Origin of the sequence: Kitasatospora sp. NPDC059817 (assembly GCF_042731835.1) — a bacterium.
Lineage (GTDB): Bacteria > Actinomycetota > Actinomycetes > Streptomycetales > Streptomycetaceae > Kitasatospora.
On sequence record NZ_JBHWIR010000002.1, the window covers coordinates 28,734 to 54,715 of the forward strand.

Below are 25,982 nucleotides of genomic sequence, written 5' to 3' on the forward strand. Positions count from 1 at the left end.
GGGGGTTTGGGGGGGGGGGGGGTTTGTGGGGGGCCCCGGTTTTTACGGGCACACGGCTGTCGCGCGTTGTGTGGCCGGCTTCCCCGGGCTGCCCCCGGTCCCGTCGAAGGGGCCGGGCGCTCCGGCATCATGGGCGGGAGGGCCGGGCCGTCGAGGAGAGCAGGGACACACCGTGGGCAAGCGCGCGCAGCAGGACGGGGACGGGGGCGCCGGCCCACTGCTGGAGCAGGCGGTGCGATCGGTGCTGACGGCCCCGGACGAAACGCTGGACCTCGCCCTCGACACCGGGGCGTCGCTGCTCGCCGCCTCGGCCGGGCAGTGGCCGGCGGTCAGCCGGGCGCTGCTGGGGTACGCGGACACCGCCGTCGGCCGCTGCTGGTCCGCCGGGTGGCGCCCGGCCGACCTGGCCCGGGTGGTCCGGCGCGGGCTGAAGCCCGTCCACCTGGCCCTCGCGGTGGACCTGATCGCCGCCGAGGGCCGTCGGCACCCCGCGGCCGCCCTCGACCGGCGCTGGCACGAGCAGCTGCGCGAGCTGGAGGCCGAGGTCTGGTGGCCCGGTGACGAGCAGTACCTCGGCGCCTTCGCCGACCGGCACCGGCTGGACCGCTTCGCGCTCGCCACCGCCGCCCTGGAGCTGCTGCGGACCTGGGGCCGGCTGCCGCCGATCTCCCCGGTCGGCCCCGCGCCCGGCCGGCGGCCGCAGACCGAGCGCGCCACGGGCCCGCAGGCCGAACGCGCCGCCGGCCCGCTGACCGGCGAGCCGCGGATGCTGGCCCGGATCCGGGCGCTGCTGGCCAAGGCCGAGTCCACCGAGTACCCGGAGGAGGCCGAGGCGCTCACCACCAAGGCCCAGCAGCTGATGGCCCAGCACAGCATCGACGACGCGCTGCTGGCCGCCACCGGCGACGACCGGAACACCCCGGCGGCGCTGCGGATCGGCGTGGACAACCCGTACGAGAGCCCCAAGACGATGCTGCTGGACGCCGTCGCGGCGGCCAACCGGTGCCGGGCTGTGTGGGCCAAGGAGTTCGGCTTCTGCACCGTCGTCGGCTTCGACGGCGACCTGGACGGCGTCGAGCTGCTCTACACCTCGCTGCTGGTGCAGGCCACCCACGCGCTCAACAAGGCCGGCTCCCGCCGGGACTCGCGCAGCAAGGCGTTCCGGCACTCCTTCCTGGTCGCGTACGCGGCGCGGATCCGCGAGCGGCTGACCGCCGCCACCGAGCGCGCGACCAGCGCCGCCGCGGCCGGCCGGCACCTGCGCGAGGACGGCACCGAGGAGCAGCTGCTGCCCGACGAGCGGCTGCTGCCCGCGCTCGCCGCCCGCTCCGAGGCGGTGGACGACGAGGTCGGCCGGCTGTTCCCCAAGCTGGTCTCGCAGCGGGTCCGGGTGAGCGACGGCGTGGGCTGGGCGGCCGGGCGCGCCGCCGCCGACCGCGCCGCGCTGCACGGGCGCGCCGGGCAGATCCGCCGGTAGACCTGATAGAACGTATCCCGCCATGAACCAAGGGGGATCGACGTGACGGAGTCGGCGGCCGAATCGGGATACCGCGACCGGGTGCGCGGGGCGCTGCTCGGCGGGGCCGTCGGCGATGCGCTGGGCTGGCCGGTGGAGTTCCAGCAGCTCCACCAGATCCAGCAGCGGTACGGGCCGGACGGCGTGACCGGGCTGCCGGCCGGTACCGGGCCGGTCGAAGTCACCGACGACACCCAGATGACCCTGTTCACCGCCGAGGGCCTGATCCGCGCGTTCGTCCGCGGCTGGACGGGCGGCGGCGGCTCGGTGCCGGAGGCCGTCCACGCCGCGTACCGGCGCTGGCTGCTGACCCAGCGCCAGGACTCGCCGGACACCGCGCCGCAGCCCCGCCCGTACGACGGCTGGCTGCTGACCAGGCCCTTCCTGTACGCGTCGCGGGCGCCCGGCAACGCCTGCATGAGCGGGGTGGCCGAGCACCCGGAGTTCGAGTCGCCGTCCGTGATCGGGCAGCCGGGGCCGATCAACCCGGAGTCCAAGGGCTGCGGCACGGTGATGCGCTCGGCACCGTTCGGGCTGGCCCGGCTGGGCGTCGAGCTGTCCTTCGGGCTGGCCGTGCAGTGCGCCCAGCTCACCCACGGGCACCCGACCGGCTACCTCTCGGCAGGCGCCTTCGCGGCACTGGTCGAGCGGCTCGCCAACGGGACCGAGCCGTGGGCGGCGGTCGGCGAGACCGTGGAGCAGATCCGCGAGCTGCCGGGGTCCAAGGAGACGGTGCAGGCGCTGGCCCGGGCCGTCCGGGTGGCCCAGGAGTCGCAGCCGACGGCGGAGTCCGTGGAGCGGGTCGGCCTCGGCTGGATCGCCGAGGAGTGCCTGGCCATCGCGGTGTACTCGCTGCTGGCGACCACCCTCGAACCCGACCCGGTGCGCAGCGCGCTGCTGCTGTCGGTGAACCACTCCGGGGACAGCGACTCCACCGGCGCGGTCTGCGGCAACCTGGTCGGCGCCGCGTACGGCGCCTCGGCGCTGCCCGCCGAGTGGGCGGGGGCGGTCGAGGGCCGGGCCGAACTGCTGCGGGTCGCGGATGACCTGCTGGTGCTGTTCGGCAGCCGCGACCCGGCCCACCCGGCGCTCGGCGGGCGCTACCCGGCCTGGTGACGCCCGGTCCTCCTCCGGCTGCTTCGCCTGCTTCGTCCGCTTCGCCTGCTTCGTCTGCGGGTCGGCTCAGGGCGCCTGCGGGTCGGCTCAGGGCGCCTGCGGGTCGGCTCAGGAGGCCTGCGGGTCGGTGACCTGGCCGAGGAACAGCGGCCGCCCGTCGGCGGTGTCGCGGATCAGGAACAGGAACGGCCGGTCGATGTGCAGTTGGACGGACTCCGGCGCGGCCGGCGCCGCCATCGCCGCCACCCCGGCGCCGCTGCCGGCCGCCGCGACCGTACCGTCCTCGTTCACCTCGACGGTGGCCTTCTGCACCACCGCGCCCAGGCCGAGCGGCTCCTTGGCGGTGATGCCGGTGAAGTCGGGCGCGTCGAAGGCCGCCTTGACGCCGAGTGAGCGCAGGGCGGGGACGAGGTCGTTGGCCGTGTCGAAGTGGAACCGCGGCAGGGTCAGGTCGACGGACCGCTCGCCGAGCCCGCCGAGGATCCGGTCGAGCTGGGCCTGGTCCAGGCCCTTGCTGAAGGCCGCGTACCCGCCCTGCGCGGGGACGATCAGATCCATCGCCAACCCACCTCCCACGTATGGGAGTTCGACGGCCTGCCAGGGTTCGCCGACGATGCCGCCGGAGCCCTCGGCGTACCGGAGGGTGCCGGTGCGGCTCATCGTGCTCACCGACGGGGTGGAGCCGTCCAGCCGGTGGAAGGGGCGCTCGGAGGTGTTCGCGGGCTTGAACCCGGAGGCCCACGCCGCCTTCAGGTAGAGCGCGTCGGTGAGTGCCAGCCGGGTGTCGGCGGTGATCTGCCGCGGGCCGAAGAGCTCCTTGATCCGCCCCTCGGTGGCCTTCTCCACCGCCGCGTTGATGCTCCCGCGGGCGCCGGCCGGGTCCCTGGCGAAGTCGACGGGGTGCACGCCGGTGTCGAAGGCGGCGGCGAGCGTGTCCAGGTACTCCGGGGCGACGGCCAGGCCCAGCTGCGTCCACAGGGCGTCGGAGCGGCGCAGGACGACCTGGTCGCCGCCGGCCCGGCTCCCGCGGTCCGGCGCGCCGACGGCGAGGGCGTACTGCCGCGGGTCGAGCCCGGTGTGCAGGGCCTTGGCCAGCTCCTCGGCGGTGGCACCGCGCGCCCCCGGCAGCAGCATCCCGAGCACGCTCGCCAGCCCGGCCGGCGAGACCACGACGTTGCGCCCCGCCCCGTCCGGCGTCGCGGTCAGCGCGTGCAGCAGGTCCAGCCCGAAGGCGCTGGTCCCGGCCGCCACCGCCGCCACCTGCCCCGGATCCACCGCCGCCCGGCTCCCCGACGCCGAGGCCCGCACCACCACGGGCCCCCCGCCCGCCGCACTCCCGCACCCGGCCAGCGCCGGGCCGACCGCCAACCCGGCGGCGAGGAGCAGCCCCACCCGACGGCGGGAACGGCGATGCCCTGCGGTGCTGCGCTTCGTCATGGCCCTTCGACGCACCACCCCCGAACCCGGTTCCACCCGGGCCCGGAACGCAGGTGTGGAGCTCAGTCCCAGAGCGCCCCGAGCGCGAGCAGCTCGTCCCGGTACTCGATCCGCTCCACCCACTCCTGCGGCCAGACCGACTCCCCGTGATGGGCCCCGGCGAAGGCGCCGGTCAGACAGGCCAGGGAGTCCGAGTCGCCGCTGGAGTAGGCGGCCCGGCGGACGGCGGACACCGGGTCGTCCGGCAGCAGCAGAAAGCAGAGCAGGCCGGTGGCGAAGGCCTCCTCGGCGACCCAGCCCTCACCGGTGGCCAGACACGGGTCCGCTTCGACGTCGGGCGCGGCGAGCGCGGCGTCCAACTGGTCGAGCACGGCCAGGCAGTCGTCCCAGCCGCGTGCGATGACGTCCTGCGGCGAGCGACCGTACCAGCGCGCGGAGAGGTCGCCGAGCCAGAACTCGTCGTACCGCTCGCGGCTCGCCAGCGCGTACGCCCGCAGCACCGCGGGCAGGCCGGCCGGCGGAACGCCCTCGGCGAGCTTGCGGATGGCGTACGCGGTGAGGTCACTGGCGGCGAGTGCGGTCGGGTGCCCGTGGGTGAGCGCGGACTGCAGCTGCGCGGCGCCCGCGAGCTGGCGGGCGTCGAGTTCGCGGATCAGTCCGACCGGAGCGACCCGCATGTTGGCGCCGCAGCCCTTGGAACCGACGTCGCTCGCCTGCTGCCAGCGGTACGCGGGGCGGCTCAGCCGCTCGCAGGCTCGCAGGCAGGTCATGCCGGGAGCACGGTTGTTCTGCGGGGAGCGCCACCAGTCGACGAACTCCTCGCGAACGGGCCGCTCCAGCCGTAGCGGGGTGAGCGGCCCGCGCTCCAGGGCAATGCTCAGACCACGGCCGAGGGCGAGGGTCATCTGGGTGTCGTCGGTGACCAGCGCCCTTGGGGGCAGCGGAAGTTGCCGCCAGTCCGGGTGGTCGTCGGCAATCATCTCTACCGTCTTGAACTCGGTCACCCGGCCGATCGCATCCCCGATCGCCAGCCCCAGCAGTGACCCCGTCGCCTTGCCCACAGCTCTCCCCCGTTCCTCGAACCGACCCCGACCTGGCCCCGACCTCGATCTAGACCTCGACCACCAGTTCCCTGAGGCCCCGGATCACGTAGCCCGGATTCCACTCGGGTTCGCGGGCCAGGCGCAGGCCGGGGGCGCGGCGCAGGAGGGCGCCGTAGGACTCGGTGAGTTCCAGTCTGGCGAGCGGGGCGCCGAGACAGAAGTGGATTCCGGCGCCGAAGGTGATGTGGGGGTTGTCGGTGCGGCCGAGGTCGAGGCGGTCGGGGTCGGTGAAGCGCTCGGGGTCGCGGTTGGCGGAGCCGAAGAGGAGGGCGACCTCGGAGCCGCGCGGGATGGTGACGCCGCGCAGCTCGATGTCCTCCAGGACCCACCGTTCGAACAGCTGCAGCGGGGTGTCCCAGCGCATCAGTTCCTCGATGGCGGTGGGCAGGAGCGCGTCGGTCGCGCCGCGCAGCCGGGCGAGTTCACCGGGGTTGCGGAACAGCGCCCACCAGCCGTTGCCGGTGGTGTTGACGGTCGCCTCGTGGCCGGCGTTGAGCAGCAGCACGCAGGTGGAGATCATCTCCTGCTCGCTGAGCGCGTCGGAGCCCTCCTGGGCCTGGATCAGCGCGCTGATCAGGTCGGTGCCGGGGGCGGTGCGGCGTTCGCGGATGAGGGCGCGCAGGTAGTCGGAGAACTCGGTGCTCGCGGTGACGGCCTTGCGGGCGGCCTCCTCGCTCGGGTTGAGCTCGTACATGCCGGTGATGTCGGCGGACCAGGGCCGCAGCAGGTGCCGGTCGCTCTCCGGCACGCCGAGCATCTCGGCGATCACGGCGACCGGCAGCGGCTCGGCGACGGCGGCTATCAGGTCGCCGCCGCCGGCCGCGAGCAGGCCGTCGACGAGTTCTCCGGCGAGCCGCTGGACGGTCGGCCGCAGGCCCTCGACCATGCGCGGGGTGAAGGCCTTGGAGACCAGCCGGCGGATCCGGGTGTGGTCGGGGGCCTCCAGGTCGAGCAGCCCGAAGTCGTTGAGGGTGTGGAAGGGCTCGTGCGCCGGGTCGGGTTCGGGCCGGCCGAACTCCTGGTGGCTGAAGCGGTGGGTGTAGGTGCGCCCGAGCCGCCGGTCGCGCAGGAGCGCGCTGACGTCCTCGTGCCGCGAGACGAGCCACTGCCCGGTCGGCTCGAAGTACGTCACCGGCGCGTGCTCGCGCAACTCGGCGTACGCGTCGTACGGGTGGGCCACGAACGCCGCCGACCAGGGGTCGAACTTCGCCGTCGTCGTCATCGCTCGATCACTCCAGGCCATGAGGGGGGAGCCGGAAGGATCATCGTACGCATGCGGTTCACCCGTTTTTAAGCCCCTTTCCTCAGGCCTCCCGGCGACCACCCGAAAATCCGGGTGCGCCGCGTCAACTCCCGCCGCAGACTGGGCCGGTCACCCCACCACTTGCCAAGGAGCCCCGTGCAGGGAGCAGTCAGCGTCTCGCCCGTCCAGATTCCCGAGTTGCTGCTCGGGCTGGCCACCGTCCGGCCGGTGTTCCTCTGGGGCGCGCCCGGGATCGGAAAGTCCTCGCTGGTAAGGGAGTTCGCCGAGTCGCTCGGCCTGGAGTGCGTGAGCCTGGTCGGCACCCAGCTCGCCCCGGAGGACCTGATCGGTGTCCCGCAGCTGACCCCGGAGGGCCGTTCCCGGTTCTGCCCGCCCGAGCAGATCGCCCGCGATGAGCCGTACTGCCTGTTCCTGGACGAGCTCAACGCGGCGACCCCGGACGTCCAGAAGGCGTTCTACTCGCTGATCCTGGACCGCCGGATCGGCTCGTACGAGCTGCCGCCCGGCTCGATCGTGATCGGCGCCGGGAACCGCGCCACCGACGGCGCGCTCGCCCGACCGATGGCGTCCGCGCTGGTCAACCGCATGGTCCACGTGCACCTGCGGGCCAGCGCCGCGGACTGGCTGGGCTGGGCGGCCGGCGCCGGCATCCACCCCTGGGTCGTCGACTACGTCACCGACCGCCCCGACCACCTGTGGTCCGCCCCGCCGAAGACCGAGGAGCCGTTCTCCACCCCGCGCGCCTGGCACATGCTCTCCGACGCGCTGCACTCCTTCGGCCCCACCCTGGACGAGGAGACCCTCAAGGTGCTCGCGTACGGGCTGCTCACCCCGCAGCACGCGATCGCCTTCTGCGGCTACGCCAAGATCGTCCGCAACGCCTACGGCCTGGAGGCGATCCTCAAGGGCGACGCCCGCTGGCCGCACCGGCTGGAGGACCGCGACCTGCTCTACTACCTGGCCGACGCCTTCCGCGGCCGCCTCGTCAAGGAGCTTCCGGCCAGCAAGGAGCACGCCTCGGGGACGCAGCGGCAGACCGCCTTCCGGGCCAAGTCGCTGCTGGTGCAGCTGGCCGAGATCTCGGTGGAGGTCGCCCAGACGGTGATCGCCGACGGCGCGGACGGCAATCCGGTGCTGCCCTCCTGGTTCCTGATCGAGGCGGCCCGGGACATGCCCCGGCTGGTCGAGGCCCGCCGGTGAGCCCTTCCGTCCAGAAGGGTGCGAAGAAGCCGGACCCGGGCGCGGAGGTCTTCGCCGAGGGGGTCCGGCTGCTGCGCCAGAACCCGGCCTTCGACGCCGTGCCCGCCGATTTCTGCCGCCGGGACGACTGCGGGCTGGCCCCGACCGGCGGCTGGGCGGTGGTCGACTCCGACGGCACCGTGCACGTCAACCCGCGCCGCCGGGCCGAGCCGGACGAGTGGGCCTGGGTGCTGGCGCACTGCCTGCTGCACCTGGGCTTCGGCCACGTCCCGGCCGCCAAGGGTGTCCGGGTCCAGCCCGACGCCTACGAGGAGGCGGCCCGCTGCGCGGTGGTGAACCGTTTCCTCGCGACCTTCCCCGTCGGCCGCCCCCCGGTCGCCCTCCCGCAGGAGTACCCGGGCGGCGACGAGGAGGAGCTGGCCGCCCGCTGGCGCCGCGACGGCCTGCCGCCCGCCGTCACCGCCGGGACGGCCGGCACCGCCGACCACGACCAGCTGCTGGTCGAGTGGCAGGACTACGGCCACACCCCGAAGGACTGGTCGGCGGCCTTCGCCGCCGCCCTCACCCGCACCATGTCCGCCGCGATGGACCGGGCCGGCGGCCGTTTCGACCGGGAGACCGGCGAACGCCTGCCCGTACGGCCGTGGACCAGGGCGCTCGGCTGGTTCGTCTCCTCCTACCCGCTGCTCGGCGGCATCGCGGCCGGCCTCACCGTCGTCGCCGACGCCGAACTGGCCCGCGCCCACGGCATCTCCATCGCCGCCGTCAACGCCGAGGCCGGCGAGGTCTACATCAACCCGCTGCGCCAGCAGACCGACGAGGAGTGGCGGTTCATCCTCGGCCACGAGATGCTGCACGCCGCCCTGCGGCACGGCGAGCGCCGCGGCGGCCGGGACCCGTTCCTCTTCAACGTCGCCGCCGACTACGTCATCAACGGCTGGCTGCTGGAGATGGGCGTCGGCGACATGCCGGAAGGCCTGCTGCACGACCCGCAGCTGAAGGGGCTGTCGGCCGAGGAGGTGTACGACCGGATCGTCCGCGACGAGCGCCGGATCCGCCGGCTCGCCACTCTGGCCGGCAAGAACCGCCCGGACATCCTCGGCGCACCGCTGGACCGCGGCCCGCGCGACTACGTGGACCTCGACGACTTCTACCGCCGCGGTCTCCAGCAGGGCTTCGAGCTGCACCAGCGCGACCGCGGGCTGCTGCCCGCCGGACTGGTCGAGGAGATCCGCGCCCTCGCCCACCCGCCGCTGCCCTGGGACGCCCGGCTGGCCCGCTGGTTCGACGAGTTCGTGCCCCGTCCGGAGCCGGTCCGCAGCTACTCCCGCCCGGCCCGTCGGCAGTCCGCCACCCCGGACATCCCCCGGGCCGGCCGCTACCACCCGCCGGAGGAGGTGCCGCGCTGCACCTTCGGCGTCGTCCTGGACACCTCCGGCTCGATGAACCGGGTCCTGCTCGGCAAGGCGCTCGGCGCGATCGCCTCGTACGCGGCCGCCCGGGACGTGCCCGCGGCCCGGGTGGTGCACTGCGACGCCGCGCCGCACGACGCCGGGTACGTCCCGGTCGGCGAGATCGCCGGCCGGGTCCGGGTGCGCGGGCGCGGCGGCACCGAGCTGCAGCCGGGCGTCGACCTGCTGGAGCGGGCCGAGGACTTCCCGCGCGGGGCGCCCGTGCTGGTGATCACCGATGGCGCGTGCGACGTGCTGCGGGTACGCCGCGAGCACGCCTTCCTGGTCCCCCGGGGCGCCGGGCTGCCGTTCACCCCGCGCGGACCGGTGTTCCGGATGAGCTGACGGGCGCCCGCCCCTCCCCTGCGGGAGCGGCCGCCCGTCCGTACCGCCCGTCCGGACCGCCCAGCCAGACCAGCACCGGGCGGACCAGCACCGGTCAGACCAGTACCGGTCAGACCAGTGCCGGGCGGGGCCCGGCGGCGCGGCGGGCCAGCGGGGCCAGCGCCGCCAGGTAGCAGACCGCGGCCACCGGGATCAGCGCCAGGTCGGCCCCCGAGGCGGCGGTGCCGACCAGCATCAGCACCGGGCTCCACCAGGGCAGCGTCCGGGCCGCACCCACCGCGGCGGCGACCAGCAGGGCCAGCAGGCCGACGTAGAACAGCAGCGGGCCGATCTGGTAGACCGCCGGCAGCACCCCGGGGACGCCCTGGACGCGGTCGAACATCCGCGACTGCCCGGCCTTGTCCACCGCCGCCAGGCCGACGTACAGATCGATCCCGATCTGCACCAGCGAGGCCGCCAGGCCGGCGAACGCCGTCCCGAGCGCGGCACCGGCCGCGAGCCGCCCGGCCGTGGTGCCGCGCGGGGCGAGCAGCCCACGCAGGGCGAGCAGGACCGGGGCGAACAGCAGCAGCCCGGCGAACATCGCGGTGTGGCCGACCGTCCAGCCGAGGCCGGGTTCCCGGGAGCCCGGGATCAGCCGGATCCCCCCGTAGAGGGCCATCAGGGCGGGGGCGCCGACGACGGCGTAGGCGGTGCGGCGGTTCTCCTGCGGGGTGTTCATCCGACGATCTCCTGTGGTGATCCGCGGCCCCGGCAGGTAGCTGGTGGCCCGTGGTCCGTTCCGACACCACAGATGCTGTCCGCCGCACCCCTCGTCGCGGATCGCCCGCACCGGCGAACCCGCCGCCTCCCCCGCACGGGGGAGCCCCGACCAGGGGCCCCGCGCCCGGTGTGATCCGCAAGAGAGCCCCTACGCCTCCCCCGCCACCACCGCGCCGGCCTCGTACGCGAACACCACCGCGTGCACCCGGTCCCGCAGCCCCAGCTTGCTCAGCACATTGCTGACGTGCGTCTTCACCGTGTGCTCGCTGACCACCAGCTCGGCCGCGATCTCCGCGTTGGAGAGCCCGCGCGCCAGCAGCCGCAGGGTCTCCTGCTCACGCAGGGTGAGCTGCTCCAGCAGCTTGGACGGCGGTCGCAGCGCCCGCTCGGGCGAGCCCGGGCGGCGGGCGGCGAACTCGCCGATCAGCCGCCTGGTCACCGAGGGCGCGAGCAGCGCCTCCCCGGAGGCCACCATCCGCACCCCGTGCGCCAGGTCGTCCCGCCGGACGTCCTTGAGCAGGAAGCCGCTGGCGCCCGCGTACAGCGCGTCGAAGACGTAGTCGTCGGCGTCGAAGGTGGTCAGCATGATCACCTTGGTGGACGGGAACTCGGCGCAGACCCGGCGGGCCGCCTCCAGCCCGTCCATGACCGGCATCCGGACGTCCAGCAGCAGGACGTCCGGGCCGTGGGCGCGGACCGCCTCGACCGCCTCGGCGCCGTCGCAGGCCTCGGCCACCACCTCGATGTCGGGCTGCGCGTCCAGGATCATCCCGAACCCCGCCCGCACCAGCTCCTGGTCGTCCGCGACGACCACCCGAATCGGTTTCATCCGCCCGCCTTCTCCACCACGCCCGCCACCCCCAACGGCAGCCGGGCACTCACCAGGAAGCCCTTGCCCTCCGGTCCGGGTCCGGCCTCGGCCCGCCCGCCGCAGGCCGCCGCCCGCTCCCGGATGCCGACCAGCCCGCGGCCGCCGGACCAGCCGTTCACCACGCCGCCGACGGTCACCGGCAGCCCGCGCCCGTTGTCGGACACCACGACCTCCAGGGTGTCCCCGGACCGCCGCACCCGGACCGCCACCCGGTCGGCGCCGGAGTGCTTGACCGTGTTGGTCAGCGCCTCCTGCACGATCCGGTACGCCGCGGCCTGGAGGTCGGCGGGCACCGCGCCCAGCCCGTCGGCCAGTTCGAGCTCCACCGCCGGTCCGGCCCGGCGCACCCGCTCGGCCACGTCGGCGAGTTCGGCCAGCCGGGGCTGCGGGGCCAGCTCAGGACCGGCCCCTTCCTCCTTCAGCACTCCGAGGACGCGCCGCAGTTGGACCATCGCGTCGCGGCCCGCGTCGGCGATGGTGTCGAAGGCGCGGATCGCCCGGTCCGGGTTGGCGTGCACCACCAGCGGCCCGGCCTCGGCCTGGATGATCATCAGCGAGACGGCGTGCGCCAGGATGTCGTGCATCTCCCGGGCGATCCGGGCCCGCTCCTCCACCACCGCGCGGCCCGCCTCACTGGCCGCCCGTTCCCCGGCCTCGCGGGCCCGCTCGGCCTCCAGCCGGGCCAGCCGCCGCTGGGCGCGCACCAGCGAGCCGAAGACGAACGAGCCGACCGAGGTGAGCAGGCTGAACAGCATGCCGTTGGGCGAGTGGGTGCCGATCACGTTGGCGACCACCACCACCGCCAGTACCGTCCAGCGCTGCCGGTCCGGGGAGCGCTCCGCCACCGTGTAGATGCCGATCACACCGGCCAGCGGCACCTGCGGACTCGCCGAGTGCGCCACCACGGACAGCGTCATGAAGGCCACGCTGCCCGCCGCCAGCGCGGCCAGCGGCGCCCGGCGCCGCCAGGGCAGCGACAGCGAGGTGGACACCGCCACCAGGTAGACCCACCACGGCCAGGCCCTGTCGTCGTTGCCGACCGCCCAGACCGAGATCCCGGCCGATGCCACGGCCAGCAGCGAGTCCAGCACGTACGGACTCAGCCCGGCCGACCAGCTCCGCCAGCGCGCCGCTCGCACCACCGCAGCCCCTCCCCCGTGTCCGGGGGCGCCGCCCCCGCGGAGAAGATCATGCCCTACCGGCAGGACCTCCGGAACGGCCCGGTCAGACACCGTCGACCGACACCCCGCCGGCGCCCGTACGCGCCGTGATGCTGCGCGCGGCCCCCGGCTGCGAGGGGATCCCGAGCTCCACTCCGCCGGCCCCGGCGTGCGCGTCCACCGCGTACGCCTCCCCGGCGGGCACCCTGACCCGCACCCCGCCGGTCTCCGCCTCCGCCTCCACCTTCACGGGTGCCGCCGCGAAGTCGGCCCGCACCCCGCCGGTCCGGGTGCTCAACCGGACGGTCTGCGAGGTCAGCCCGGTGGCCTCGACCCCGCCGGTGTCCACCGAGGCCTCCACCTCGGCGGCCAGCCCGACCAGCCGCACCCCGCCGGTCTCCTGGGTCACCCGCACCTTCGTCCCGGCCGGCACCTGCACGGTGTACCCGACGCCGCAGCCCCGGCAGTCGTACGTCAGCCGCAGCACGCCGTCCTTCACCTCGTGCGTGGTCCGCGGCGCCTCGCCCCGGTAGTTCTGCGCCTCGGTCACGTGCACCGCGTCGCCGCCGCCGGTCACCACGATCCCGCCGGTGTGCGCCTCGACCACCAGTTCCCTGACCGGCTCCGACACCCCGTAGTCCACGGTCCGGTGCTCCTGGTCGTCCCCGAAGGGCAGACAGGCGGACATACCGACCAGCACCGTCCCCGTGATCGCCATCGCGCCCAGTACCCGCTTCATGCCCGGCCCCCTTCGAAAGCCCCGTCGTCCCGACACGCGAAGCCTGCCCCGGCCGCCCCCTCCTCCGCCTCCCTCACCAGAGCGGTTCCGGTCCCTCCCCCGCACGAGGGAGGGACCGGAGCCGGGAACGACGAAGGGCCCGGAGGCTTGATGCCTCCGGGCCCTTCGTTGCTACTGAGTAGCGGGGACAGGATTTGAACCTGCGACCTCTGGGTTATGAGCCCAGCGAGCTACCGAGCTGCTCCACCCCGCGTCGGTAAACACGACTCTACGCGACTTCTGCCAGGGAACCTAATCGCTGCCCCGCAGACCCCCCGGTCCCGGGCCGCGCAGCAGGAACGCCGCAGGGCGGCCACCCCGCGAGGGGTGACCGCCCTGACAGCCGAACGTCGGACTCAGCCGGTGTACGGGCCGTAGTCGTAGTCGTCCAGCGGGACCGCCTGGCCGGAGCCGGCGCCGAAGGGCGACAGGTCGTAGTCGTCGTAGCCGACGGCCGAGTACATCGCGGCCTTGGCCTCCTCGGTCGGCTCGACCCGGATGTTGCGGTAGCGGGGAAGACCCGTACCGGCCGGGATGAGCTTACCGAGGATGACGTTCTCCTTGAGGCCCAGCAGCGGGTCCGACTTGGCGTGGATCGCCGCGTCGGTGAGGACCCGGGTCGTCTCCTGGAAGGAGGCGGCCGACAGCCAGGACTCGGTGGCCAGCGAGGCCTTGGTGATACCCATCAGCTGCGGACGGCCGGAGGCGGGGTGACCGCCCTCGGCGACCACGCGACGGTTCTCGGTCTCGAAGCGGCCGCGCTCGACGAGCTCGCCCGGGAGCAGCTCGGCGTCGCCCGACTCGATGATCGTCACGCGGCGGAGCATCTGCCGGATGATGATCTCGATGTGCTTGTCGTGGATCGACACACCCTGCGAGTTGTAGACCTTCTGGACCTCGGCGACCAGGTGGATCTGGACGGCACGCTGGCCCATGATCCGCAGGACGTCGTGCGGGTTGGTGGCACCCATGGTCAGCTTCTGGCCGACCTCGACCGCCTCGCCCTCGCTGACCAGCAGCTTCACACGCTTGGAGACGGGGTAGGCGATCTCCTCGCTGCCGTCGTCCGGGGTGATGACGAGCTTGCGGGTCTTCTCGGTGTCCTCGATCCGCGCCCGGCCGGTGGCCTCCGAGATCGGGGCCACACCCTTGGGGGTACGGGCCTCGAAGAGCTCGACGACACGCGGCAGACCCTGGGTGATGTCGTCACCGGCCACACCACCGGTGTGGAAGGTACGCATCGTCAGCTGGGTGCCGGGCTCACCGATGGACTGGGCGGCGATGATGCCGACCGCCTCACCGATGTCGACCAGCTTGCCGGTGGCCAGCGAACGCCCGTAGCAGAAGGCGCAGGTGCCGACGGCCGACTCGCAGGTCAGGATCGAGCGGGTCTTGACCTCGCCGATGCCGTGGCGGATCAGCTCGTCGATCAGCACGTCACCGAGGTCGGTGTTGGCGGTGGCAAGGAGCTTGCCGTCCACCGTGATGTCCTCGGCGAGCATGCGGGCGTACACGCTGGTCTCGACGTCGTCGGCCTTGCGCAGGACGCCGTCCGCGCCGACGGCGCCGATCGCCAGCTTCAGGCCGCGCTCGGTACCGCAGTCCTCCTCGCGAATGATGACGTCCTGGGAGACGTCGACCAGACGACGGGTGAGGTAGCCGGAGTCGGCGGTACGGAGGGCGGTGTCCGCCAGACCCTTACGGGCACCGTGGGTGGAGATGAAGTACTCCAGCACGGTGAGACCCTCACGGAACGACGCCTTGATGGGTCGCGGGATGGTCTCGTTCTTGGCGTTCGACACCAGACCACGCATACCGGCGATCTGGCGCATCTGCATCATGTTTCCACGAGCACCCGAGTCGACCATCATGAAGATGGGGTTCGTCTTCGGGAAGTTCTCGTTCATGGCCTCGGCGACCTCGTTGGTCGCCTGGGTCCAGATGCCGATGAGCTCCTGCTTGCGCTCGTCGTTGGTGATCAGGCCGCGCTCGTACTGACGCTGGACCTTCTCCGCCTTCGCCTCGTAGCCCTCGAGGATCTGGGGCTTGTTCGGCGGGACGACGACGTCGGAGATCGAGACGGTGACACCCGAGCGGGTCGACCAGTGGAAACCGGACGCCTTCAGGTTGTCCAGGGTCGCCGCGACGACGACCTTGGGGTAGCGCTCCGCCAGGTCGTTGACGATCGCGGAGAGCTGCTTCTTGCCCACCTCGTAGTCGACGAACGGGTAGTCCTCGGGCAGCAGCTCGTTGAAGAGCGCGCGGCCCAGGGTGGTGGTCAGACGGAACGGCTCGCCGTCGAACCAGGCCGTCTGGCCCTCCTCGTCCACCGGCGGGGTCCAGCCGCGCGGCGGGACGGTGCCGGCCGGCAGGCGCAGCTCGATCGGGGCCTGGACGTCCAGCTCGCGGGCGTCGAAGGCCATGACGGCCTCGGCGGTCGAGGAGAAGGAACGGCCACCGCCCTTCACCGTCTCCCGGTCCGAGGTCAGGAAGAACAGACCGAGCACCATGTCCTGGGTCGGCATGGTGACGGGGCGACCGTCGGCCGGCTTCAGGATGTTGTTCGAGGACAGCATCAGGATGCGGGCCTCGGCCTGCGCCTCCGCGGAGAGCGGCAGGTGGACGGCCATCTGGTCACCGTCGAAGTCCGCGTTGAACGCGGTGCAGACGAGCGGGTGGATCTGGATGGCCTTGCCCTCGACCAGCTGGGGCTCGAAGGCCTGGATGCCGAGGCGGTGCAGGGTGGGCGCACGGTTCAGCAGGACGGGGTGCTCGGCGATGACCTCTTCGAGCACGTCCCACACGACCGGGCGGGCACGCTCGACCATGCGCTTGGCCGACTTGATGTTCTGCGCGTGGTTCAGGTCGACCAGGCGCTTCATCACGAACGGCTTGAAGAGCTCCAGCGCCATGGCCTTGGGCAGACCGCACTGGTGCAGCTTGAGCTGCGGGCCGACGACGATGACCGAACGGGCCGAGTAGTCGACGCGCTTGCCGAGCAGGTTCTGGCGGAAACGACCCTGCTTGCCCTTCAGCATGTCGCTGAGGGACTTCAGCGGCCGGTTGCCCGGGCCGGTGACCGGACGGCCGCGACGGCCGTTGTCGAACAGGGCGTCGACGGCCTCCTGGAGCATGCGCTTCTCGTTGTTCACGATGATCTCGGGCGCGCCGAGGTCGAGAAGCCGCTTCAGGCGGTTGTTGCGGTTGATCACGCGGCGGTACAGGTCGTTCAGGTCGGAGGTCGCGAAGCGGCCACCGTCCAGCTGCACCATCGGACGCAGGTCCGGCGGGATGACCGGGACGCAGTCCAGCACCATGCCGTTGGGCTTGTTGGTGGTCTGCAGGAACGCGGAGACGACCTTGAGGCGCTTCAGCGCACGGGTCTTCTTCTGGCCCTTGCCGGTGCGGATGATCTCGCGCAGGCGCTCGGACTCCTCCGCCAGGTCGAAGGTCTCGAGGCGGTCCTTGAGGGCCGCCGCGCCCATCGAGCCGGAGAAGTAGGTGCCGAAGCGGTCGCGCAGCTCGCGGTAGAGCAGCTCGTCGCCCTCGAGGTCCTGGACCTTGAGGTTCTTGAAGCGGGCCCACACCTCGTCGAGGCGGTCGAGCTCGCGCTGCGCGCGGTCGCGCAGCTGCTTCATCTCGCGCTCGGCGCCCTCGCGCACCTTGCGGCGCACGTCGGCCTTGGCGCCCTCGGCCTCCAGCTCGGCCAGGTCGGTCTCGGCCTTCTTGGCACGGGCCTCGAGGTCGGAGTCGCGGCGGTTCTCGATCTGCTGGCGCTCGACCGAGACGTGCGCCTCCAGGGACGGCAGGTCGCGCTGGCGGCGCTCGTCGTCGACCCAGGTGATCATGTAGGCGGCGAAGTAGATGACCTTCTCGAGGTCCTTCGGCGCCAGGTCGAGCAGGTAGCCCAGGCGGGACGGCACGCCCTTGAAGTACCAGATGTGGGTGACCGGGGCGGCCAGCTCGATGTGGCCCATCCGCTCACGGCGCACCTTGGCGCGGGTCACCTCGACGCCGCAGCGCTCACAGATGATGCCCTTGAAGCGGACGCGCTTGTACTTACCGCAGTAGCACTCCCAGTCCCGGGTGGGGCCGAAGATCTTCTCGCAGAAGAGTCCGTCCTTTTCGGGCTTCAGGGTGCGGTAGTTGATGGTCTCCGGCTTCTTGACCTCGCCGTGCGACCACTGGCGGATGTCGTCGGCGGTGGCCAGGCCGATGCGGAGCTCGTCGAAGAAGTTGACGTCAAGCACTGGTCGTCAAGCCCTCTTTCGTAAGTCGAGAGTCGTTCATGTGGTCTGAGGGGGGCCTGGGGGCGGGCCGGCTGCTCGGGCAGCCGGCCCAACCTCCGTCAGACCTCTTCGACGCTGCTCGGCTCGCGCCGGGACAGGTCAATGCCGAGCTCCTCGGCGGCGCGGAACACGTCCTCGTCGGAGTCCCGCATCTCGATGGACTGGCCGTCCGAGGACAGCACCTCCACGTTGAGGCAGAGCGACTGCATTTCCTTGATGAGGACCTTGAAGGACTCGGGAATGCCGGGCTCGGGGATGTTCTCGCCCTTGACGATGGCCTCGTAGACCTTCACACGGCCGAGGACGTCGTCGGACTTGATGGTGAGCAGCTCCTGCAGCGCGTAAGCAGCGCCGTACGCCTCAAGGGCCCACACCTCCATCTCACCGAAGCGCTGACCACCGAACTGCGCCTTACCACCGAGCGGCTGCTGGGTGATCATCGAGTACGGACCGGTCGAACGGGCGTGCAGCTTGTCGTCGACCAGGTGGTGCAGCTTGAGGATGTACATGTAGCCGACCGAGACCGGCATCGGGAACGGCTCGCCGGAGCGGCCGTCGAACAGCCGGGCCTTGCCGGTGGAGTTCACCAAGCGCTCACCGTCACGGGTGAGGGTGGTGTTGTCCAGCAGGCCGGTGATCTCGTCCTCGCGGGCGCCGTCGAAGACCGGGGTGGCGAGGTTGGTGCCGCCCTGGACGGTGTCGGCGCCGATCGCCTGGAGGCGCTGGGCCCACTCGTCGGCGAGGCCGGAGACGTCCCAGCCCTGCTTGGCGAGCCACCCGAGGTGGATCTCCAGGACCTGTCCCGGGTTCATTCGGGACGGGACACCCAGCGGGTTGAGGATGATGTCGACCGGGGTGCCGTCCTCCAGGAACGGCATGTCCTCGACCGGCAGGATCTTCGAGATGACGCCCTTGTTGCCGTGACGGCCGGCGAGCTTGTCACCGTTGGTGATCTTGCGCTTCTGGGCCACGTAGACGCGGACCAGCTGGTTCACGCCCGGGGGCAGCTCGTCGCCCTCTTCGCGGTCGAAGACGCGGACGCCGATGACCTTGCCGGACTCACCGTGCGGCACCTTCAGCGAGGTGTCGCGGACCTCACGGGCCTTCTCACCGAAGATCGCGCGGAGCAGGCGCTCCTCCGGGGTCAGCTCGGTCTCACCCTTGGGCGTGACCTTGCCGACCAGGATGTCGCCGGTGACGACGTCGGCGCCGATGCGGATGATGCCGCGCTCGTCGAGGTCGGCGAGGACCTCCTCGGAGACGTTCGGGATGTCCCGGGTGATCTCCTCGGGGCCGAGCTTGGTGTCACGGGCGTCGACCTCGTGCTCCTCGATGTGGATCGAGGAGAGGACGTCGTCCTGCACGAGGCGCTGCGACAGGATGATCGCGTCCTCGTAGTTGTGACCCTCCCACGACATGAACGCCACGAGCAGGTTCTTGCCGAGGGCCATCTCGCCCTCGTCGGTGCACGGGCCGTCGGCCAGCACCTGGCCGGACTCGACCCGGGCGCCCTCGTCCACGAGCACCTTCTGGTTGAAGGCGGTGCCCTGGTTGGAGCGGGTGAACTTGGCGGCGCGGTACGTGGTGTACGTGCCGTCGTCGTTGGCGACGGTGACGTAGTCGGCCGAGACCTCCTGGACGACACCGGCCTTCTCGGCGGTGATGACGTCCGCGGCGTCGACGGCGCAGCGGTACTCCATGCCGGTACCGACCAGCGGAGCCTCGCTCTTCAGCAGCGGCACCGCCTGGCGCATCATGTTCGAGCCCATGAGCGCGCGGTTGGCGTCGTCGTGCTCGAGGAACGGGATCATGGCGGTCGCGACCGACACCATCTGGCGCGGCGAGACGTCCATGTAGTCGATCTCGGTGCCCGGGATGTAGTCGATCTCGCCGCCACGGCGGCGGACCAGGACACGCGGCTCGGCGAAGGTCAGCTCCGCCGTCAGCGGGGCGTTGGCCTGCGCGATGACGTAGCGGTCCTCCTCGTCGGCCGTGAGGTAGTCGACCTGCTCCGTGACGACACCCTCGATGACCTTGCGGTACGGGGTCTCGATGAAGCCGAAGGCGTTGACCCGGCCGTACGAGGCCAGCGACCCGATCAGACCGATGTTCGGGCCTTCGGGGGTCTCGATCGGACACATGCGCCCGTAGTGCGAGGGGTGCACGTCACGGACCTCGAAGCCGGCGCGCTCACGGGAGAGACCACCGGGGCCGAGGGCGGACAGACGGCGCTTGTGGGTCAGGCCCGACAGCGGGTTCGTCTGGTCCATGAACTGCGACAGCTGGCTGGTGCCGAAGAACTCCTTGATGGAGGCGACGACCGGCCGGATGTTGATCAGGGTCTGCGGCGTGATCGCCTCGACGTCCTGGGTGGTCATGCGCTCGCGCACGACGCGCTCCATACGGGCGAGACCCGTACGGACCTGGTTCTGGATGAGCTCGCCGACGTTGCGCAGGCGACGGTTGCCGAAGTGGTCGATGTCGTCGACCTCGACCACGATGTCGCGACCGGTCTGGTCGTTCCACTCGGTCTCACCGGCGTGCAGCTTCACCAGGTACTTGATCGCACCGATGATGTCGGGCTCGGTGAGCACGCCGGAGTCCAGCGACTCGGCGTTGCCCAGCTTCCGGTTGACCTTGTAGCGGCCCACCTTGGCGAGGTCGTAGCGCTTCGGGTTGAAGTACAGGTTCTCCAGAAGCGTCTGCGCGGCCTCGCGCGTCGGCGGCTCGCCAGGACGCAGCTTGCGGTAGATGTCCAGAAGCGCGTCGTCCTGGCCCTGGGTGTGGTCCTTCTCCAGGGTGTTGCGCATGGACTCGTACTCGCCGAACTCCTCGAGAATCATCTCGTTGGTCCAGCCGAGCGCCTTGAGCAGCACGGTGACGGACTGCTTGCGCTTGCGGTCGATGCGGACGCCGACCATGTCGCGCTTGTCGATCTCCATCTCCAGCCAGGCACCACGCGAGGGGATGACCTTGCAGGAGTAGATGTCCTTGTCGGACACCTTGTCCAGGGTGGAGTCGAAGTACACGCCCGGGGAGCGGACCAGCTGCGACACGACGACACGCTCGGTGCCGTTGATCACGAACGTGCCCTTGTGGGTCATGAGCGGGAAGTCGCCCATGAAGACCGTCTGAGACTTGATCTCACCGGTCTCGTTGTTGGTGAACTCGGCCGTGACGAAGAGCGGAGCCGCGAACGTGAAGTCGCGGTCCTTGCACTCGTCAATCGAGTTCTTCGGCGGCTCGAAACGGTGGTCGCGGAAGGTCAGCGACATCGACCCACTGAAGTCCTCGATCGGGGAGATCTCCTCGAAGATCTCCTCCAGACCGGACTTGGTGGGGACGTCCTGACCGTTCTCCAGCGCCGCCTCGACCCGGGACTTCCAGGCCGCATTGCCGAGCAGCCAGTCAAAGCTCTCGGTCTGCAGGGCCAGGAGGTTGGGGACCTCGAGGGGCTCCTTGATCTTCGCGAAGGAGACGCGGAGCGGGGCGGTGGATGCGGCGGAATTGTTCGAGGCGTTGCGCGGCGCGGCCAAGAGGGGGGTCCTTCCGAGGGCTCGGAGCTCACTACGCGCGTACCAGCCGGGCCTTCACGGGCTTGGTCCCGCCTCCCTCGCCACTGGCCTCCGCCGGGATCGGAATCCCAGGTCAGAGCCGCTTTGCGGAGGCGATGCCAGACCCCTTCAGGGCAACGCAAACTCCGGGCGACGAGTCACGGAGCAGCTAACAGGCAGCGCAAAGGGACAGTGTAGCCAAAGGGCACACTGCTGTCCAGCTCTGATTCGGAAACCGAATCGGAGACTCCTCCCGGTAGCCGGCGGACGCGAACGCCCACCGGGTACTGCACCGGCCCGGGCACTGCCCGGGCCCCATAACTCACGTGGAGTCATTTCCCGCCTGAGCCACTGGTTATGCATCCAGTGGCAAACCAACCGGGCGGACTCGCGCCTTGAGAATCGCGCGCCTCGCCGGGTTCGTCAAGGGCCCGCAGGCGGTGCGGACCTCGACCCGTCCATCGGCCGGACGCCCCCCGGCGTTACAGAAGCCGTGGTGGGGGCCACCGTCGATGACGGTGATCACCATACCCGTCCGCACCGACGCTGCCGAGTGGGCTCTCGGCCACACCGGCGCGTCCCGGCCGCGGAGCGGTCCCAGGGCCGTCCAGGGCCGTCCAGGGCCGGAAACGCGAAAAAGCCGGGCCGACCACCCACAAGGGTGATCGGCCCGGCTTCAGGCCCCCTCAGAGGGGGCGAGAAGTCACTTGACGGTGACCTTGGCGCCGGCACCCTCGAGGGCGGCCTTGGCCTTCTCGGCAACGTCCTTGGCAACCTTCTCCAGGACCTTGGCACCAGCGGTGTCAACGAGGTCCTTGGCCTCCTTCAGGCCGAGGGAGGTCAGGGTGCGCACCTCCTTGATGACCTGGATCTTCTTGTCGCCGGCACCATCGAGGATGACGTCGAACTCGTCCTGCTCCTCGACGGCCTCAACGGCGGCCGGGCCACCGGCGGCGGCAACGGCGACCGGGGCGGCGGCGGTGACGTCGAACTTCTCCTCGAAGGCCTTCACGAAGCCAGCGAGCTCGATGAGGGTGAGGTCCTCGAACTGCGCGAGCAGCTCGTCCTGGGACAGCTTCGCCATGATGGCGTCCTTCCACTAAATCGGCAGGTGATGCCGTATGTACGGGTGGGGCGGGCACGGGCCCGCAGCGAGGCGTGAGCCTGCCGATTACTCGGCGGCGGCGTCCTCGGCGGCGGGAGCCGGCGTACCGGCACCGCCCTGCTCGACCTTGTCGCGCAGCGCGTCCACAGTGCGGACGAGCTTCGACGGCAGGGCCTGGAAGAGCGCGGCAGCCTGGGACTGCTTGGCCTTCAGGGCACCCGCCAGCTTGGCGAGCAGCACCTCGCGGGACTCGAGGTCCGCGAGCTTCTTGATCTCATCGGCGGACAGCGCCTTACCGTCAAGGACACCGCCCTTGATGATGAGAGCGGGGTTCTCCTTGGCGAAGTCACGCAGAGCCTTCGCCGACTCCACCGGGTCACCGGTGACGAAGGCGACAGCCGTCGGACCGTTGAACAGGTCGTCGAGCTCCGAAATCCCGGCCTCGTTGGCCGCGATCTTGGTCAGCGTGTTCTTCACCACGGCGTACTCGGCGTTCTCGCCGAGCGAGCGACGCAGGGTCTTGACCTGCTTCACCGAGAGACCGCGGTACTCGGTCAGCAGCGCCGCGGAGGAGCCACGGAACTTGTCCGTGATCTCGGCGACGGCAGCAGCCTTGTCGGGCCTTGCCATAGGCTTACGCCTCCTTCCGTGATGTCGAAATCCGGCCGACCGCGAAAGTCGACCATTCACGCCTCGAACCAACCGGACGGAAGGAAAGCCTGCGGAAAGCAGATGAGCCCCGATGCGCAGGGCGCACGGGGCTCGAAACGACCTCAACGGATGTTCGCGCGAACGCGGACCCGGAAGTCGAAGCTCCAGACACACCTGCGCGGGCTGCCTGCGACGAAGCGCAGATCCTTCGGCCACCGAATCCCTCGCGAGCACGGTGACAACCAGCGGTCTTTGGCTTCGGTAACAGTAACCGGACTCCGCCGTCCGGGGCAAATCGCCCCTGAACGGCCGATGCCCGCCGGGCCGGCCGCGCCGGACGGGGCTCAGCGGGCCAGCGGGGAGACCGTCCGGGGCCCGGTGTCCACGGTGTCCGTCTCGGCCGGGGCCTGCACCGAGAGCAGGGCGCCGGCGAAGTCGGAGTAGAGCACCGAGTCGTCCGCCCGGCCGCTGTCACCGCTGCCGGTGCGCTGGAGCCGGACCAGCTGGTCCTTGTCGTTGAGCCAGAGGTCCACGGTGAGCGAGATCGAGCCGCCGGGGGCCAGCGCGGCCCGCAGGCCGTCCCGGCGGGCCTGGGTCAGCTGGGTCTGGGCGGCGGCGTAGCGCTCGGCGGTGGTGGTGATCCGGTAGTGCTCGACCGTCGAGTCGTCGAACCTCTCCTCGCCGATGAACCGGGGGTCCACCCCGTCGGCGGTGGCGGCGGCCAGCGCCTCGACCGGGTTCAGCAGGTCGATCAGCCCCGCGTACGGGACCTCCCGGTGGCCGTCCGGGTCCGGCGGGACGGAGAAGCGCTCCCAGTGCCGGCCGCCCTGGCGGGCCGCGGTGGCGGCGTCGCCGCCCTGGTAGGCGACGGTGTCCACGACGATCAGCTGCTCGGCGTCGGCCGGGGTGGAGCGCTTGATCTGGAGCGCCGTCTTGGGCTGCCAGAACAGCGGCCCGGCCCCGGCGTCCGCGCCCAGCCGGTAGCTGACCTTGGCCCGGCGGGCGGTCTGCATCGCCAGCTGGGCGGAGACCAGGACGCCGTGCGGCGAGCGGTCGCTGGGCTTGGCCGCCTCGGTCGACGAGGAACTCGTCGGGGTCGGGCTGCCGGAGGGCGTGGACGGCGCGCCGCCACCCCCGCCGCATCCGGCCAGCCCGCTCGCCAGCAGGACGACCGCGGCCAGCGCCGCCAACCGCCGTCGTCCTGCCATCGTCTGGTCCCCTCTCGCCCGGGCGCCGCGTCGGCGGCTTTCGTTCCGGCCACCTTGCCACCCTGACCCGGATCAGCCGGTGGCGCCCCCCTTGCCGAGCTTCGCCAGCTCGGCCAGTTCCACCGTGTCGGCCGCGCCCGGCACCGCGGCGGTGACCGGCGTGCCGTAGTCCGAGTAGAGGACGGTGGACTTGAACGCGCCCGCCTTGGTGTCGCCGGTCGCGCTCCGCTGGACGACCAACTGGTCGGCGTCCACCCAGAGGTCTCGTCGGCTCCGGTGCGCGGGCTCGGCGGATCAGCCGAGCAGTTTGAGGAGGTCGGTCTCGCTGCCGAGGTCGGTGGCGGCGGGGGCGTCGATCTTCGCGGCCTTGCCGAGGTCCGCGTACTTGACGGTGACGGCGTCGTGCTCGCCGTTCTTGTCCCCGTACTCCTGGTACTGGACGAGTTCCTGCCGGCCGTTGAGCCAGAAGTCGATGGTGAGGGTCCTGCCGTCCTCTTCCAGGGACTTCTGGACGGCCGTGCGCTGGCCGGCCGTGAGCGCCGGCATGGCGGCCACCATGGCGGAGGCCTCCTCGACCGCCCGCAGGTGGGTGACCTGGACGCCATCGAGGCTCTCCTGGCCGACCTTGGCGGGCTTGCCGCTCTGTGCGGCGAGCCCGAGCTGGGCGACCGGGTTGAGCAGTTGGCTCATCAGCAGGACGCCGTTGCCGAGTTCGTTCGAGGCGGGCAGCTTGATCCAGTGCTTGCCGCCCATGGCTGCGGCCTCGCTGTCGCCGCCGCCGAGGTAGCCGTCGGTCCCGATCACCCGGAACCGGATCTTCTTGGTCTCGACCTCGCCCGTCAGGTCGACGGCCGCCCGGTTCGGGTCCTTCCAGTCGGCGTCACCGCTGCCCGCGGTGTGGGTCGAGCCGTCCGGGGAGATCATGGTGACCTTGCCGTTGCCGGCCTTCTGCATCACCAGGGCGGAGGCTGCCAGCGCGGCCTTGGGGTCTCCGGTCAGCGCCGCGGCCGCCGCGTCGCCGCTCTTGGCGTCGCCGCCCTTGCTGCCGCAGGCGGTGACGGCACCGAGCAGCACGGCCGCGATGGCGACGGTCGAGGCGAGGCGCGTAGCGCGCATGGAGTCCCCCGTGAGATCCGAACGATCCGATGAAGAACCGATTTTCGGCTTCTTCTCACGCGGACTCTAACGGATCGCCAGATCCCCCACGCGCCGAACAACACCCTCCCGTCACCCGGCTTCGACAGGGGGCGCGTCACCTTCTCCGGGGGTCGAGACATCCGTCGTGGTCACCGTGGTGCCGTCGCTCCCCCGGGCCGTCTCACGCAGTCGCAGCAGCCGCTCGTCGGGCCCGACCCAGACGTCGTAACCGATCGCCGACACCCCTCGCCGGCCGTACCAGTCGACCACCGCGGCGAGCCGTGCCGGGGTCAACTCCTGGTCCGCGCCGAAGTATTCGGCCACCGGCGTGGAGCCCTGGTAGTGCGCCACGGTCATCCCGGCCAGCTGCTCGCCGCCGAGCGAGCCGAGCTTCCCGGCCTGCGCGATCTTGTACGCGCGGCTGCCCGGGTTGGTGACCAGTGCGGTCATCCAGCCACCCGCGTAGCCGCCCGGGCCGGTGGTCGCCCGCGGATCGAGCGACTCGGCGCCGTCCCGGTCCGCGTGCTTGGGCGGGGCGCCCTGGTAGCTGAGGTCGAGTGCGCCGTCCCGCAGGGTCAGCTGCCCGGTGCCCTGCTCGTCGGTGACGCTCAGGGCGCCCTCGTCCCGGGTGCCCCAGACCAGGGTGCCGCTCGCGGTGCGGCGGCCGGCCGGGCCCTCCTCGACCACGTCGATCCGGGCGCCGCCGGCGTCGTCCAGCGCCTGGGCGGCGGCGAGCACCACCTGGCGGGGCGGTACGGGCGCGGGGTCGCCGTCGGGGGTGCGGGTTCCCGGGGCGGCCAGCAGGCTGCACCCGGTGGTGGCACCGATCAGCAGCAGGGTGGCCACCGCGGCGGCGGGGCGAAGGGTGGGCGGCACGGCACGCTCCGACGGTCACACGTTCTGCACATGATCTGACCGGCAGAGCGTACGACGCTTCGGGCAACCGTTCCCATCCACCCCTGTCCCGATCCGGAAACGACGGCGGGCCCGCACCCCCGGTGAAGGGGGTACGGGCCCGTCGTACGGACTGCTTCA

Annotated in this window: 19 protein-coding genes and 1 tRNA gene; 4 read left to right on the forward strand and 16 right to left on the reverse strand. The window is 71.7% G+C overall.

The features are described 5' to 3' along the window. Positions 1-172: 172 nt before the first annotated feature. The gene (locus ACFV61_RS00715; RefSeq protein WP_380338826.1) at positions 173-1,477 is read left to right on the forward strand and encodes a DUF2786 domain-containing protein; all 1,305 of its coding nucleotides are present in this window, start codon (positions 173-175) and stop codon (positions 1,475-1,477) included. Positions 1,478-1,519: 42 nt separating this feature from the next. After that, entirely contained in the window at positions 1,520-2,632 is a 1,113-nt protein-coding gene (locus tag ACFV61_RS00720; RefSeq protein ID WP_380489258.1) for an ADP-ribosylglycohydrolase family protein, read from the forward strand. Positions 2,633-2,740: 108 nt separating this feature from the next. On the opposite strand, the gene ACFV61_RS00725 is transcribed toward ACFV61_RS00720, so the two are convergent. From ACFV61_RS00725 to ACFV61_RS00735, 3 genes are all read right to left on the reverse strand, one after another. After that, positions 2,741-4,069, reverse strand: coding sequence for a serpin family protein (locus tag ACFV61_RS00725; RefSeq protein ID WP_380489260.1), 1,329 nt, complete (start codon positions 4,067-4,069; stop codon positions 2,741-2,743). 62 nt (positions 4,070-4,131) lie between these two features. Beyond that, positions 4,132-5,130 (reverse strand): ADP-ribosylglycohydrolase family protein, encoded by a 999-nt coding sequence (locus ACFV61_RS00730; protein ID WP_380489262.1) that lies wholly within the window; start codon positions 5,128-5,130, stop codon positions 4,132-4,134. Between the two features lie 49 nt (positions 5,131-5,179). After that, positions 5,180-6,394, reverse strand: a complete 1,215-nt coding sequence (locus ACFV61_RS00735; RefSeq protein WP_063348948.1) for a cytochrome P450 — start codon at positions 6,392-6,394, stop codon at positions 5,180-5,182. Positions 6,395-6,571: 177 nt separating this feature from the next. Here ACFV61_RS00735 and ACFV61_RS00740 point away from each other — a divergent pair, with 177 nt between their 5' ends. Next, positions 6,572-7,636 carry an ATP-binding protein gene (locus ACFV61_RS00740; protein ID WP_380489264.1) on the forward strand — a complete coding sequence of 355 codons (1,065 nt, stop codon included), beginning with the start codon at positions 6,572-6,574 and terminating at the stop codon, positions 7,634-7,636. After that, complete coding sequence (locus ACFV61_RS00745; RefSeq protein WP_380369592.1) at positions 7,633-9,432, forward strand: hypothetical protein; 1,800 nt, start codon at positions 7,633-7,635, stop codon at positions 9,430-9,432. Before ACFV61_RS00740 ends, ACFV61_RS00745 begins: the two co-directional genes overlap by 4 nt. A 109-nt stretch (positions 9,433-9,541) precedes the next feature. Here ACFV61_RS00745 and ACFV61_RS00750 read toward each other — a convergent pair whose 3' ends face one another. The 13 genes from ACFV61_RS00750 to ACFV61_RS00810 form a co-directional block, all read right to left on the reverse strand. Beyond that, a complete protein-coding gene (locus ACFV61_RS00750) occupies positions 9,542-10,153 on the reverse strand; it encodes a hypothetical protein (RefSeq protein WP_380489266.1) in 612 nt (203 codons plus the stop codon). Positions 10,154-10,342: 189 nt separating this feature from the next. Beyond that, positions 10,343-11,023, reverse strand: a complete 681-nt coding sequence (locus ACFV61_RS00755) for a response regulator transcription factor (protein ID WP_063348943.1) — start codon at positions 11,021-11,023, stop codon at positions 10,343-10,345. Further along, complete coding sequence (locus ACFV61_RS00760) at positions 11,020-12,207, reverse strand: sensor histidine kinase (RefSeq protein WP_063348942.1); 1,188 nt, start codon at positions 12,205-12,207, stop codon at positions 11,020-11,022. The genes ACFV61_RS00755 and ACFV61_RS00760 overlap by 4 nt, the downstream gene beginning before the upstream one ends. Positions 12,208-12,289: 82 nt before the next feature. Continuing rightward, the gene (locus ACFV61_RS00765) at positions 12,290-12,964 is read right to left on the reverse strand and encodes a hypothetical protein (RefSeq protein ID WP_063348941.1); all 675 of its coding nucleotides are present in this window, start codon (positions 12,962-12,964) and stop codon (positions 12,290-12,292) included. Between the two features lie 179 nt (positions 12,965-13,143). After that, positions 13,144-13,217: transfer RNA gene (locus tag ACFV61_RS00770), tRNA-Met, on the reverse strand. Between the two features lie 142 nt (positions 13,218-13,359). Beyond that, the gene (locus ACFV61_RS00775) at positions 13,360-17,253 is read right to left on the reverse strand and encodes a DNA-directed RNA polymerase subunit beta' (protein ID WP_063348940.1); all 3,894 of its coding nucleotides are present in this window, start codon (positions 17,251-17,253) and stop codon (positions 13,360-13,362) included. 98 nt (positions 17,254-17,351) lie between these two features. After that, positions 17,352-20,828 carry a DNA-directed RNA polymerase subunit beta gene (gene rpoB / locus ACFV61_RS00780; RefSeq protein WP_063348939.1) on the reverse strand — a complete coding sequence of 1,159 codons (3,477 nt, stop codon included), beginning with the start codon at positions 20,826-20,828 and terminating at the stop codon, positions 17,352-17,354. Between the two features lie 721 nt (positions 20,829-21,549). After that, positions 21,550-21,933 carry a 50S ribosomal protein L7/L12 gene (gene rplL / locus ACFV61_RS00785; RefSeq protein ID WP_208869184.1) on the reverse strand — a complete coding sequence of 128 codons (384 nt, stop codon included), beginning with the start codon at positions 21,931-21,933 and terminating at the stop codon, positions 21,550-21,552. A gap of 84 nt (positions 21,934-22,017) precedes the next feature. Beyond that, complete coding sequence (rplJ, locus tag ACFV61_RS00790; protein WP_063348937.1) at positions 22,018-22,581, reverse strand: 50S ribosomal protein L10; 564 nt, start codon at positions 22,579-22,581, stop codon at positions 22,018-22,020. A gap of 365 nt (positions 22,582-22,946) precedes the next feature. After that, a complete protein-coding gene (locus tag ACFV61_RS00795) occupies positions 22,947-23,810 on the reverse strand; it encodes a hypothetical protein (protein ID WP_159398493.1) in 864 nt (287 codons plus the stop codon). Between the two features lie 72 nt (positions 23,811-23,882). After that, entirely contained in the window at positions 23,883-24,065 is a 183-nt protein-coding gene (locus ACFV61_RS00800) for a hypothetical protein (protein ID WP_063348935.1), read from the reverse strand. A 39-nt stretch (positions 24,066-24,104) separates the two neighbouring features. Further along, positions 24,105-24,926, reverse strand: coding sequence for a hypothetical protein (locus ACFV61_RS00805; RefSeq protein WP_380489268.1), 822 nt, complete (start codon positions 24,924-24,926; stop codon positions 24,105-24,107). Between the two features lie 111 nt (positions 24,927-25,037). Then, positions 25,038-25,823: a hypothetical protein gene (locus tag ACFV61_RS00810; RefSeq protein WP_380489270.1), complete on the reverse strand. Its 786-nt coding sequence runs from the start codon at positions 25,821-25,823 to the stop codon at positions 25,038-25,040. Positions 25,824-25,982: the final 159 nt, after the last annotated feature.

Bases quoted from the DNA above. Each gene is read 5' to 3' on its own strand.
- ACFV61_RS00725 (WP_380489260.1), bottom strand. From the start codon at position 4,069: ATGACGAAGCGCAGCACCGCAGGGCATCGCCGTTCCCGCCGTCGGGTG.
- ACFV61_RS00735 (WP_063348948.1), bottom strand. From the start codon at position 6,394: ATGACGACGACGGCGAAGTTCGACCCCTGGTCGGCGGCGTTCGTGGCC.
- ACFV61_RS00750 (WP_380489266.1), bottom strand. From the start codon at position 10,153: ATGAACACCCCGCAGGAGAACCGCCGCACCGCCTACGCCGTCGTCGGC.
- ACFV61_RS00755 (WP_063348943.1), bottom strand. From the start codon at position 11,023: ATGAAACCGATTCGGGTGGTCGTCGCGGACGACCAGGAGCTGGTGCGG.
- ACFV61_RS00765 (WP_063348941.1), bottom strand. From the start codon at position 12,964: ATGAAGCGGGTACTGGGCGCGATGGCGATCACGGGGACGGTGCTGGTC.
- rplJ (WP_063348937.1), bottom strand. From the start codon at position 22,581: ATGGCAAGGCCCGACAAGGCTGCTGCCGTCGCCGAGATCACGGACAAG.
- ACFV61_RS00795 (WP_159398493.1), bottom strand. From the start codon at position 23,810: ATGGCAGGACGACGGCGGTTGGCGGCGCTGGCCGCGGTCGTCCTGCTG.
- ACFV61_RS00805 (WP_380489268.1), bottom strand. From the start codon at position 24,926: ATGCGCGCTACGCGCCTCGCCTCGACCGTCGCCATCGCGGCCGTGCTG.